Annotated in this window: 9 protein-coding genes and 1 tRNA gene; 3 read left to right on the top strand and 7 right to left on the bottom strand. The window is 60.0% G+C overall.

Translation table 11 applies throughout. The features are described from left to right. Positions 1–46: 46 nt before the first annotated feature. The 6 genes from L370_RS01500 to L370_RS01525 form a co-directional block, all read right to left on the bottom strand. Positions 47–122, bottom strand: a tRNA-Asn gene (locus L370_RS01500). Positions 123–286: 164 nt separating this feature from the next. Next, complete coding sequence (locus L370_RS01505) at positions 287–2,476, bottom strand: TonB-dependent siderophore receptor (RefSeq protein WP_023336214.1); 2,190 nt, start codon at positions 2,474–2,476, stop codon at positions 287–289. A gap of 26 nt (positions 2,477–2,502) precedes the next feature. Beyond that, entirely contained in the window at positions 2,503–3,828 is a 1,326-nt protein-coding gene (locus tag L370_RS01510) for a lysine N(6)-hydroxylase/L-ornithine N(5)-oxygenase family protein (protein WP_023336213.1), read from the bottom strand. Then, positions 3,825–5,567 (bottom strand): IucA/IucC family protein, encoded by a 1,743-nt coding sequence (iucC, locus tag L370_RS01515; RefSeq protein ID WP_023336212.1) that lies wholly within the window; start codon positions 5,565–5,567, stop codon positions 3,825–3,827. Before iucC ends, L370_RS01510 begins: the two co-directional genes overlap by 4 nt. Beyond that, complete coding sequence (locus L370_RS01520) at positions 5,564–6,511, bottom strand: GNAT family N-acetyltransferase (RefSeq protein WP_023336211.1); 948 nt, start codon at positions 6,509–6,511, stop codon at positions 5,564–5,566. Before L370_RS01520 ends, iucC begins: the two co-directional genes overlap by 4 nt. Next, entirely contained in the window at positions 6,511–8,253 is a 1,743-nt protein-coding gene (locus L370_RS01525; RefSeq protein ID WP_023336210.1) for an IucA/IucC family protein, read from the bottom strand. Before L370_RS01525 ends, L370_RS01520 begins: the two co-directional genes overlap by 1 nt. Before the next feature lie 138 nt (positions 8,254–8,391). Between L370_RS01525 and L370_RS01530 the strand changes: the two genes are divergently transcribed. Continuing rightward, positions 8,392–9,603, top strand: a complete 1,212-nt coding sequence (locus L370_RS01530; RefSeq protein ID WP_023336209.1) for an MFS transporter — start codon at positions 8,392–8,394, stop codon at positions 9,601–9,603. Here L370_RS01530 and mtfA read toward each other — a convergent pair. Continuing rightward, positions 9,600–10,397, bottom strand: coding sequence for a DgsA anti-repressor MtfA (mtfA, locus tag L370_RS01535; protein ID WP_023336208.1), 798 nt, complete (start codon positions 10,395–10,397; stop codon positions 9,600–9,602). The two genes, L370_RS01530 and mtfA, sit on opposite strands and share 4 nt — an antisense overlap. 214 nt (positions 10,398–10,611) lie before the next feature. Between mtfA and L370_RS23090 the strand changes: the two genes are divergently transcribed. Both L370_RS23090 and L370_RS01540 read left to right on the top strand, forming a co-directional pair. Next, complete coding sequence (locus tag L370_RS23090) at positions 10,612–10,758, top strand: DUF2256 domain-containing protein (protein ID WP_071787470.1); 147 nt, start codon at positions 10,612–10,614, stop codon at positions 10,756–10,758. After that, positions 10,755–12,284, top strand: coding sequence for a cryptochrome/photolyase family protein (locus tag L370_RS01540; RefSeq protein WP_023336207.1), 1,530 nt, complete (start codon positions 10,755–10,757; stop codon positions 12,282–12,284). Before L370_RS23090 ends, L370_RS01540 begins: the two co-directional genes overlap by 4 nt. The last annotated feature ends 45 nt before the right edge of the window (positions 12,285–12,329 follow it).

The raw sequence follows: 12,329 nt of genomic DNA, 5'->3' as shown, positions 1-12,329 counted from the left end.
CTGCTGAAAAGCAAAAAGCCTGCTGTAAAAGCAGGCTTTTCAAATTTGGCTCCTCTGACTGGACTCGAACCAGTGACATACGGATTAACAGTCCGCCGTTCTACCGACTGAACTACAGAGGAATCGTGTGAACGAGACGCATAGTAGCGACCTCGGTACGCCTTGTCAAAGGGGGAAAACGCACTTTTCGTTCGTTTGCCGACAATTTCAGCAAATCGCTGATTTTATGGCAAATTTGCGTTGAAATTACACAGCAAAAAGCGCCGCCCGCAGGCGGCGCGCAGGATCAGAACAGTACGGAGTAGTTCAGGCCAAACGTACGTCCGCGGCCTTTATAGGTATACAGGCCCGGTGCACCGTAGGTTGGGCTATACAGCCCCGGCGCGCGATGGCCCCAGGCGGTGGTGTAGTCTTTGTCCAGCAGGTTTTCCACGCTGAAGCTGACTTTGCCCACCGGCAGGGCGTAGCTGCCCAGGAAGTCGACCGTGTTATAGCCATCAATCTTCTTGCCGTCGGAGTCTGAAACGTCAAAGGTCTGCGTGCTCTGCACGCGCAGGGTCCAGTCGCCCGGCGCCCAGTTGACCCATGCGCTGGCTTTCGACGGGCTGGCGCTGTCGACCGTCAGCTTCTCCCATTTGCCGTTTTCGCGGGTTTCAGACTTAATGGCGTTAAAGTTCGCGCCGGTGCTCCAGTCGCTGTCGGTGAAGAAATAGTCCACCTGACCTTCCACCCCGTAGATACGACGCTTGTCGTCTTCCAGGTTGATGGTCATATCCGTCTTGTTGATGGTGATGGTCTTATCCGAGAGCGAGTAATACGCCGCGACCTGCGTGCGCAGGTTATCGCCGGTGTAGCGCCAGCCCAGCTCATAAGCGTTGACCTTGATACCGTCCAGCGTCGAATCGTTCACGTTCACGCTGTTGAGCAGGCGATAGTGACCGTCGACGAGCTGATAGGTGCCCGAGCCGTAGTACTTCGCCAGGTCCGGTATTTCGAAGCCCTGGGAGAAGTTAAACCACACCTGCTGCTGTTCGGTCAGGCGACCGAGGATCCCGGCGTTAAACAGGAAGTTGTTGTAGTCGGTTTTCCCGCCCGGTACCGCGTCTGCGGAGGTGGCTTTCCCGGTGGCGATGGCCTGCTGCTGGGCGTAACCAACAAAGTCATCCACCTTGTTTTCGGTGTACTGATAACGCACGCCGCCGCTCAGGGTAATGGCGTCAATGTCGTAACTTGCCTGCAGGAACGGGGCGAGGTTGGTGATGCTGTAGCCCGGATAACGGCCCACGTTGTAGGCGTTGTCCAGCTCCATGCCGCCGCTCGCCGCGGCTTTGCTCAGGTTAAAGAACTGCTGGTTGGCGTCGAAGGTTTCGTGGTCGGCATCCACACCCCAGGTCAGCGTTAAATCGTCCACCGGCTTGCTGTTAAGCGTCAGCTTGCCGCCGTAAAAATCAGTTTTCTGCTGGGACGCGCCGATGCTGCTCACCACGCCTTTGGTCAGGGTCGGGAACGGATAATAGGTCAGGCTCTCGTCGCGATAGTAAATTTGCGCGACCAGATCCTGGCCCCAGAAGTCGGTATTGGAATACTGCAGGTTAATCAGATGGCGCTCGGTACCCGGTACGCGGTCAGAATCGAGATTACCTTTATTGTACGCGGTCGCATCCCCCGTTACCGCCGAGAAGTTCTTCCCGAGATACAGCCCGTGCTTGCCGTCGGACTCGCTCTTGTAGTACTGCGTCGTCAGTTGCAGCTGCTGATGATCGTCGATGTTAATGGTGCCGGTTCCCATCACATCAATACGGTCGGAATACTGGAGGCCGGTCTGGGTGTTATCAATAATCACCTCGTCGCCGTTGCCGTCATACCAGCCGCCGTAGCGCTGATACGATACCGACAGACGACCGGAGGCGTTGTCGTTGCCGCCGCTTACGGCTGCCGACACGTTCTCATCGTGATCGTTGTGGCTGTTAAAGCCGCTTTTTGCTCCGGTCTGGAACTCAACTTCGGTTTCCGGCTGGCCCTTTTTGGTGACGATGTTCACCAGGCCGCCGGTGCTGCCGCCGCCGTAAAGCGAGGTGGCGCCGGAGATCACTTCAATACGGTCAATGTTGAACGGATCGATGGAGTCGAGCTGGCGGCTGTCGCTGCGCGATGAGTTCAGGCGCACGCCGTCCACCATCACCATCATGGAGCGGCCGCGCAGGTTCATGCCGTAGTTGGTACGTCCCTGGCTGCTGACGTCCATGCCCGGGATCAGCTGCGCCAGCACCTCTTTAATCTCTTTCCCGCCCTGAACCTGCTGCTCAATTTCAGCCCGCTCAATGACCCAGGTCGTCTGCGCCATCTCCGCCACGCTGCGGTGCGCGCGGCTGGCGGAGACAACGATATTTTCTTCCTTTTGTTCTTCCGCCCACGCAGAGGTAGAAAGCATTGCAAGCAAGCAAGGATTTAAAACCCAAAGATGAGAACGTTTCATTGTTATGTTGACCCTGATTGTGTGTGTCAGTACTCGGTGGTTTTTGCTAATGATTTAAAAACCTGACTGTTCTCCGGGCTGGTGGTGCTTCGCCAGTGGATAACGCCAGGGGTGGTGGCCAGCTCAAACGGCTCGTCGGCATGCGCGCGATTCAGAATGCGCGCCGCGCGCCAGGCCATCAGGCTGAGCTGGGGTTCGGCAATGCCGAGACGGTGCATCCCGGCATTCACGGCGAACAGGCGGTTGCTCTGCGGGCCGTCCCATTCGAGGGTGAAATCGTTGTTAATGCAGAAGGCTTCGTCCGTATCCAGATGCAGGCGGTGAGACAGCGGCGCGAGGAACGCAGGCTGCACGGCGCGGTAGCCGGTGGCGAAAATCACCACGTCGCTCTCCAGCTGATCGCGGCCACCGTCGAGGTGATGCTGAATGCTCAGACGATGTCCGTTTTCCTGGCGCGTCAGGGACGTCACCGAGCGGGACGGCAGGAGATGCGCCCAGGGTTTTTCACGCAGCACTTCGAAGCGGTGGTACATGGCGCGGTAAATCGCCAGCAGGGACTCGGTGGTGATGCCGTCTGACGTCATCTTCTGCTCGTGCAGCATCTGACGACGGGCCTCTTCACCGAGGGTGGAGAAACTGTCCACGTACTCGGGCGTGAAATACTCGTTAGCAAAGGCGGCTTCATCCAGAGCGTTGTAGTTGTTGCGGCGCGAGACCCAGTTCAGGCTCAGCGGCTGGCCCCATTCGCCACGGAAAATATTCAGGAACAGGTCGGCACCGCTCTGGCCGCCGCCGACGACGGTAACGCGCTTGCCGGTGAGATCAGGCGTGCGCAGCATCATCTCGCTGGCATGGAAGCAGCTATCGTCCTGCGTCGTGACGCAGTCCGGCAGGTTGATCTGCTTACCGATCCCCACGCAGACGTGGCGCGCCAGGAAGCGATCGCGTTGGGTTACCACCTCAAACAGGCCGCTTTTCTCATCAAAGTTCACCTGCTGCACCTGCTGGCTGAAGGCAAGGTTGGTGAGGTTGTCTGCCGCCCAGCACAGGTAGTCCGCAAACTCCTCGCGGGAGACGGTGCGCTGCTCGGTGGTCAGGAAGCGGTAGAACTTTTTGCGCTGCACCAGGTAGTTCAGGAAGCTGTGGCGGTTGGTCGGCTCCACGGCGCTGACCAGATCCTTCAGGAAGCTGGTCTGCATGTGGCAGTCCGGCACCATCATTCCCGGGTGCCAGGAGAAGTGCGGTTTACGCTCAAGAAACAGCGAGCTAAAGCCGTCCAGCCCTTCCGCCAGCGCGGCGACGCTGAGGTTAAAAGGGCCGATACCAATGCCGATGAAATCATAGGTTTTCATTGCGCTGACTCCCTGGAGGCCAGAAAAAGAGGGTTGTCTAGGTCGGTGACGTAGTTCGGCAGCATGCGGCTGCCGCCGTCGTGTTCGGAGAAGGTCAGTTTGACCGGGTTGAGGATCACGCGAATAATCTGCGGCTTGAAGAGATCGAATTTGGCGAAGCGTTCCGCAAGCTCGGGGTGCGCGGCCATATAGCGGTGCAGAACCCCGGCGAGGAGCTGATAGAACCACGTTTCGCTGACGCCGCTTTGCAGCGTGAGACGCGAGATAAAACGCAGCACCGTCACAAAGTTGCCGGTTTGCAGATCGTGGATGATGTAATCCGCGCTCAGGCGCGCCGTGACGGCCTTCACCTGTTCCGGCAGACTCTGGGCCTGCGGGAAATCCTCGTCCACCAGGCGCATATCGCCCTGGAAATCCTTCAGCAGGATGCGCTGCGGGACATAATCCTTCATCACCAGCGTCACGTTCTGCCCGTGGGCGATCAGCGCCACTCCGTAGCGGCAGAGCAGGTGATAGAACGGGATCACCGTTGCCTCAAACAGCTTTTCCAGCCAGGATTCGGCGCTTAACCCCGAGCGTGCGATCCATGCGTCGATCAGCGGGCGCCCGGCGTTATCGGTTTCCATCAGCGCCGCCATCAGCACCGCCTGCTCACCGTCCTCTAAATAACAGGACGGATTCTCGCGCCAAATAACCCCCAGCATCTCCTGATAGCGGTAGGGCGCTTTCGGCAATGCGGCATAGCCCGGATGCGACAGATAGCCGGCGGCGGGTTCGCCAAGCACCTGCGCACCGGAGCGGATCAGCGTGGCGTCGGTAGCGAACTGCTGCTGCAGCCAGCGCGAGGCCAGCGGCCCGGCGGCAATGTACTTGCCCGGAATGCCGCGATAGCAGGAGGTGTTGTAGATAGTCAGCGGCAGCTTGATGTCATACGGCGCGCGACGGCTGGCGTTGGTGAGCGTGCGCAGGGACTGCTGCGCCAGATACTCATCGCCAAATTCCCCCAGCTCAACCATCTCACAGCGCGCCAGCTGCGCCAGGAAATGAATGGCGATCTTCTGCTGCCACTGCCACGGGTGCAGCGGCACCGGCAGCCAGCCGTCGTCGAGCCCCAGCGTCTGCCAGCGGGCGTCAAAGCGGGCGCGTTCGGTATTGTCCATGGCGCTCGCCAGCAGAGCGTTGATATCGCAATCGGCATCACTGCTCCAGACCAGATGCTCGCGCTGGACGGCAACCCAGCGCAGGCGAAAACGTCCGCGATACTCGGGCGCGTACTGACGGAGCGCGTCCAGCCCCCAGCCGCGGCGACCTTTGTTGAAAATAAACTTCGGGTGACCGCTCATCAGACACTGTAATTCGTCCGGGTCGAGGTGGATCAGCGCGTCCGCGTCCAGCGCTTCACGCGCCTGCAGCAGCTGCATGTCGCCGCGCAGCGTGGCGTAGAGATCTTCCATGTGCTCTGCCGTTTGCGCGTCGCTCATTTCCAGCACCGTCGCCAGCTGCAGCAGCGCGCTTTCCGCTTCGACGGCATCGCCGCTGGCGGTGGTAAGGCTATCCGGGTCGATATGCAGCCAGCCCCAGATCCCGCGCGTGGCGCGAAACTGCCAGGACTCGTTGCCCATGGTGATGCGCCAGCCGTCCGACGAAACCGGCTCGGCGCGCAGGGTGCGTTCGTATTCCAGCTCGGCGAGGATCTTCGCCACCATCTCGCGGTTCACTTTCTGCCAGAGCGCGTTCACAGTTCCACCTCGCTGAAGAAGCGGTGGCGCTGGCTCATGATGAGGCGCGAGCGTTTGTGGGGGAAGTCGAACTCTTTCATCGTTTCAAAACCGGCGGATGCAAGGTGGCGGAACAGGCGCTGGTTGTCGAAGCGCGGCTCGGCGACAATGCGCGCGGTGCGCGGCTCATCGAGATACAGATAGTGGCTCAGGCCGCGCAGCCAGCTGCGGATGTACTGCGCGCCGCGCCAGTTCTCTTCGCCCACCAGCATGTGCAGGCCGCGGTCAAACGGCTGCCAGCGGTAGTGGCGGCCAATGCGGTCTTCCGGTGCCCAGTAGAGCTCAAAATAGCCGAACGGCTGGCCGTCGAAGCAGCCGATAACCGGGTAGCAGTACGTCGAGTCAAGCTGGCGGCGCAGGTAGTTTTCCTGCTCGGCCTGTGGGCCGGCCATCTCCCAGAAGGCGTTCACGCGCGGGTTGTTCATCCATTGGGTAAAGCGTTCGCCGTCCAGGGCCACGTCGGCCACGCGGAAGCTGAGGGTGCGCTTAATTTGCGGATCGTACCGACGGTACACTTCGCCCTGCGGGCGGTGAGGACGCAGCGGGAAGTACAGCTGACGGCTCTCATCAAACTGCATCCCGCCGCTGGCCCGTGATTGTTCGCCTTTCAGCCACAGCGGCAGCTGCCAGAAGATTTCGCGTGCCAGATAGTCCCCGTGGGCCAGGCTAAACAGCGCCTGCGCCTGGGGTTCATCCTGCCAGCTCGACCAGGGCAGGGTAATGCCGGTCAGCGCGGGTGCGGCAACAAACAGCTGATCCAGGGCTTCGACCAGCCAGCCGTCCGGGATCCCACTCAGACGCTCCAGCACCGCGCTGCCGTCAAGACCCAACGTCAGCGGCAGCGCGCGATCCGTGGCGGTGCAGCGAAAGCCATAGCCGGAATGGACGATATTCGCGATTGCCATTACGCCTTCTCCTTGTAAAACGGGTTGCTAAAGTCGAAATAGATCACCGCCGGATCGGCGATGGTGTTTTCATTGCGATCGTGCAGGTAGCAGAAGAAGTTGCCTTTGCAGTTCCAGGTTGGGCTGTCGAGCACGTAGTCGAGGCAGCGGGTCTGCTTTGCCGTGCGGCGCAGTTCCGTCAGCGCGTCGCGCACCCGGGACATCAGGTTCTCCTCGCTGTCGAAACCTGCGGCGGCAAGGGCGGCGGTGACGGCAAGGGTAGAGTTCAGCAGCAGGTAATAAGGGAAGTAGCGCAGCAGCTGGCTCTCACCGAAGCGGTTTTCCACCTCCGTTTCGCCCGTCTCTTTCAGCCACGCGTCGGCGCCTTCGGTCCACGCGCTGCCCTGGCAGTCGCGGTAGATCAGCCCGACGGGGAAATCCTGCTGCATCTCAACGAGGATATTTTGCTGGTGCGCCAGCAGGACCAGACCGTAGTCCGCCTCGGCGCTGAACAGCGGAAGTAATACGCGGTCGCAATAGGCGTCCAGCCAGCAGCGGGCGGCCTGGGAGAGCGGTAATTCCAGACGCTGGCTCAGACGGCGCACCGCTGCGGCCAGCAGGCTGTCGCCGCCGTCCGGCGCGGCCTGGGTCAGGCTCACCAGCACGTTGGTTTGCGTTTCGGGGGTATCGAACAGCAGGTTGACGCGCAGGGCCATCAGGCTCTCTTCCTGAACAGCGCCGCTTTCGTCACGCAGCCCCGCCCAGCCGTCTTCCTGCATCACGCGCATGGTCGGGTAGCGTGCCTGAAGTTCCTGCCAGCGTTCCGTTTTCGCCAGACGCGCCAGGCGCATGCCGCGCTTAACTTCTTTGACCGACAGCGTGCGCACGGAGTTGGTCAGGCGCACGCTGAGGGAGAACTTAATCATGTCGCTGTTGGTATCGCTGTACAGCGAGCGGGAAGAGCTGGTGGGCAGCCACTGCGCGCCCGTTTCACCCAGGTCCTGCAGTGAACCGTTTTCCGCCAGGCGCTGGCACCAGTCCTGCTCCAGCAGATAGTCGGCCTGCCACGGATGCATCGGCAGCAGCCAGCGGGTGTCGGTGAAGTGGCCGAGCAGCTCGGGCGCGCTCTGGGCCGCGAAGCGCAGCAGACGTTCGCGCAGGGAGACGTTCAGGCTGTCGCCGGCAACGAGCGTGCTCTCAACGGCAAACCAGCGCAGCGGGAAGCGGGAGGCAAAATCGGGCAGATAGCGACGCGCCTCGGTTTCGTTGAACGGCTCGTGGGATTTTGGCGCCGGGTGAAACGCGTGGCCGACCAGCAGCGCCTGTTCCGCGTCGGCAAACGTCAACGGCTTATCGCGCAGGGTTGCCCAGCTGTGGCGCAGATCGATTGCCTGCCAGGTGTGCGCATGGCTTTCGAGAACGCGCTGCTTAAAACGCGCCAGCGTATCGGCATCCAGCGAGCCTTTTACTGACGGTTTTTCAAGAAGTAAATCAACCAGTTGGTCAAATGTGACGGCGTCACCGTCATCACTGTTGCTTTGAATAAGCGTTGCCGGGAAACGGTACTGATGATGCTGGGTGGGAGAGAAATAGCGTACCGGAACCCGAAGCGCCTGGGTTTGGGAAAGCGGGATATGGATCTCAGATAGCGCATCCGCAGCGGCAGCGGGGAGATAGCGCCAGTCCTTCGTTTCGCGCAACAGGGCGTTTAAAAAACACTGGGCTGCAACGTCTGTACCGGCAGAGCGGGGCAGAGCACGCATAGATGTACCTCATTCCATGATTGATAATAATTCTCGTTATGATATTCATTCTGTTTACAGTCGCAACCATTTTTGCAATATTTGTTTTCATAAACTTCATGATTTCCACACATTTATTGACACTATGTTCACATTCTTATGCGCGCTGACTCTGAAATATTGACCGAAAACGTCACCTCAAAAGCCAACTGGCCCCTGGCGCTATGTGCCGGTTTATTAGGCATCGGGCAAAACGGCCTGCTGGTTATGCTGCCGCAGCTGGTGACCCTGACCGGACTGTCACTCTCGGTCTGGGCCGGGCTGCTGATGTTCGGATCCATGCTCTTTTTACCGGCATCGCCCTGGTGGGGACGCCAGAGCGAGCGGCGGGGATGTAAGGCCGTGATGGTGGCCTCGCTGAGCGGCTATCTGGCCAGTTTCGCCGTCATGGCGCTGGTGGTCTGGGCGATGGCGGCCGGGAGGCTGGATACCGTCTGGGGACTGGCGGGGCTGATCCTCTCGCGCCTGCTCTACGGACTGACGGTCTCGGGGCTGGTGCCTGCGGCCCAGACGTGGGCCATTCAGCGTGCCGGGCTGGAGAAGAGAATGGCGGCGCTGGCGACGATAAGCTCCGGCCTCAGCTGCGGACGTTTGCTCGGCCCGCCGCTGGCGGCGCTGATGCTCAGCGTCAGCCCGGTGGCGCCGCTCTGGCTGATGGCGATCGCGCCGTTAATCGCCCTGCTGCTGGTGCTTCGCGAAGTCGCAGACCCGCCGCTGCCGCCGGTGGCGCACCAGGTGACCCGCCTGCAGGCCTCCATGCTGCCGTTCCTGCTGCTGGCGCTGCTGCTGGCGGCGCTGGTGAGCCTGATGCAGCTTGGGCTGTCACCGCATCTTAGCCCCCTGCTGGAGGGCAATGCCCGGGACATCAGCCACCATGTTGCGCTTCTGCTGAGCCTGGCCGCGCTGGCCACGCTCGCGGCGCAGTTTCTGGTCGTCCGCCCGCAGCATTTCACCCCGGTGACGTTGCTCTGCATCGCGGCGGTGTTAATGGTGGCAGGGCTTGGGCTGATGTCTGTGGCGGGTTTAACGCTGTTCTACGTGGGGATTGTTATCACTTCACTCGGGGCGGCGATGGCCACGCCGGGTTACCAGCTGCTGCTGAACGACAGGCTGACTACCGGGAAAGGGGCGGGCGTCATCGCCACCAGCCATACGTTAGGCTACGGCGTTAGCGCGCTGCTGGTGCCCGTGGTGACGCGCTTTTACGGGGAGCAATTTTTGACGGTGGCCGCGTGGGGAATGGCGTTGCTGTTTTTGGCGTTGACTATAGGGGTACGGTCAAGCGAGCGGACCCCTGCTGAAAAACCTTAATGGATCTGGCGGGAGGAATGGCCGCCAGACTCCTCATTTTGCCGCAGACGCTGCAGGGGATCCTGCTGATAAAACTGGCAGAAACGCTGCCACAGCGCCGGGAAACGGGGCGCGAAGAGCTCCGGCGCGCTGAAGAAATACTCCGAGAGTACCGCAAAGCATTCGGCCGGGTCCGTTGCCGCATAGGCGTCAATGCTGGCCGCGCTTTCGCCGACCAGATCTATTTCATCCTGGATGTTATCCATCGCCGCGTGCAGATCGTGCTCCCAGCCCGCCACCTCGCGAAGCGGGATCAGCGGTACGCCGCTGGCGCGATCGCCGTTGCGGGTATCCAGCTTGTGCGCCACTTCATGAATAATCAGATTAAAACCGGACGCATCGAACGAGTCCTGAATGTCGAGCCAGTTCAGGATGATCGGCCCTTGCTGCCAGCTTTGTCCGGACTGCACCACGCGCTGGTTGTGTACCAGCCCGATATCGTCCTGCCATTCGTCATCCACCACGAACGGTGCCGGGTAGATGAGCACTTCGTGAAAACCGTCCAGCCACTCAATGCCGAGCTCAAGCACCGGCAGGCAAAAAAGCAGGGCGATGCGCGCGTTTTTCAGGGGATCGAGTTCGAACCCCTGCAGTGGAACCAGGCGTTTTTGCTGTAAAAAACGATCCGCCAGCTGAACCAGTTTCGCTTGTTCATCCGGGTTAAGATTAGCCAGAACAGGGATCGTCAGCGCGTCATCCCATGGCATCGCCATATCCCGGCCAGCTTCATTCGTTTTCCAGGGCCACTTTATCATCGCTTTGCTCGCAAACTCGTCACTTGAACAAAAATGGGAAAGTCAGGTTTGGTTAAGATGCCAGAAAATCGCTCACTGCGACAATTCCGGCCTGAATAAACTATCATTCGTACGTAGCGGTGGGTAGCGGTTTGCGGGTATCACCTTCATTTTGTGAAGTCTGTCGTAGGCTTAACCCACAGGTTCAGTCAAGAAATCAGTACGGTATTGAAAAATGAGCAATTTCAAAGGTAACAAGCAGGACCTGCCCAGCCGAGCGTGCGTGCACTGTCAGCGGCCCATGACGTGGCGCAAGAAATGGGCGAAATGCTGGGACGAGGTCAAATACTGTTCTGAGCGTTGTCGCAGGAGCCACCGTTGAACGAACTGCGCCTGATCCTGGGCGATCAGCTTAATCCGCACCATAGCTGGTTTGATACCTGCAATCCGAAAGTCATTTACGTGATGCTGGAACTGCGGGCGGAAACCGCGTACGTGCTTCATCACGCTCAGAAAGTGATTGCCATCTTCGCGGCCATGCGCGCGTTCGCCTCTGCGTTAAAGGAAAAGGGGCACCGGGTGAGGTATGTCCGGCTCTCTGACGGCTCAAACCGCGGCGCGCTGGAAGACAATCTTAACGCGCTTGTCGAACATTATGGTGCCGACAGGGTGACGTGGCAGGAGCCCGACGAATGGCGCCTGGATGCTCAGCTGCAGGCGTGGGCGAAAACGGCGTCCGTCGAAACGGCCTGCGTCAGCAGCGAGCATTTCTTCACCACCCGTGACCAGGTGAGCGCGTTTTTTGCGACGCGCAAAAGCTGGCGAATGGAGTACTTTTACCGGGAAATGCGTCGTCAGCACGGCATACTGTTGACGTCAGAAGGCGAGCCGGAAGGGGGAAAATGGAATTTCGATGCCGAAAACCGCAGGCGCTGGTCCGGCGAGCCGCCCGCGCCGGGGGATTCGCGTCCGCGCCACGATTATTCAGCCTTATGGGCGGAGATCCAGCGCTGCGGCGTAAACACCTTTGGCGAACCGCAGGCCGGGGATTTTCGCTGGCCGCTCAACCGTGCGGAAGCCAAAGCCGGGCTGGATGACTTTATCACTCACGTGCTTCCGCAGTTTGGTGCCTGGCAGGATGCGATGCACGCGGAGGAGCCTTTTCTTTTCCACTCGTTAATTTCATTCGCGCTGAACACCAAAATGCTGAATCCGCGGGAGGTGGTGGCTGCCGCCCAGCAGGCGTGGCGTTCGGGCCATGCGCCGCTGCCTGCCGTTGAAGGGTTTATCCGACAAATTCTCGGATGGCGGGAGTACGTGCGTGGGATCTACTGGTCGCAGATGCCGGGCTATCGGGAGCTGAATGCTTTAGACCAGCACGCCCCGCTGCCGGACTGGTTCTGGACGGGCAAGACGCAGATGCGCTGCCTGGTGCATGCCGTTGGACAGTCGCTCACCGAGGCTTACGCCCACCATATCCAGCGCCTGATGGTCATCGGGAACTTTAGCCTGCTCAGCGGCCTGTCGCCGCAGGCGGTTCATGAATGGTATCTGGGGGTCTACATTGATGCCTTTGAATGGGTGGAGCTGCCCAATACCCTCGGCATGAGCCAGTTTGGCGATGGCGGGTTACTGGCCAGCAAGCCCTACGTCTCGAGCGCGTCATATATTCATAAGATGAGTAATTACTGTCAGGGCTGCCGGTATCAGCACAATCAGCGTACCGGAGAGCTGGCGTGCCCATTCAATGCCCTTTACTGGGATTTCTTTGCGCGCAACCAGGCGCGTCTGGGTCACAATCCCCGCCTGGGCATCGTCTTTAAACAGCTTTCGGACATGAAGGAGGAGGAGCGGCAGGCTATTGCCGATCGCGCAGGGTACATCCGCCTGCATCTCAACGACCTCTGATCGGTATTTCAACGCCCGGCGGTTGCGGCAGGTCAATAAGAGGCT

This window comes from Enterobacter sp. MGH 24, from assembly GCF_000493015.1.
Taxonomy (GTDB): Bacteria; Pseudomonadota; Gammaproteobacteria; order Enterobacterales; family Enterobacteriaceae; genus Enterobacter.
The sequence above is the reverse complement of the archived record's forward strand: the minus strand, read 5'-3'. Positions and strand labels throughout refer to the sequence as shown.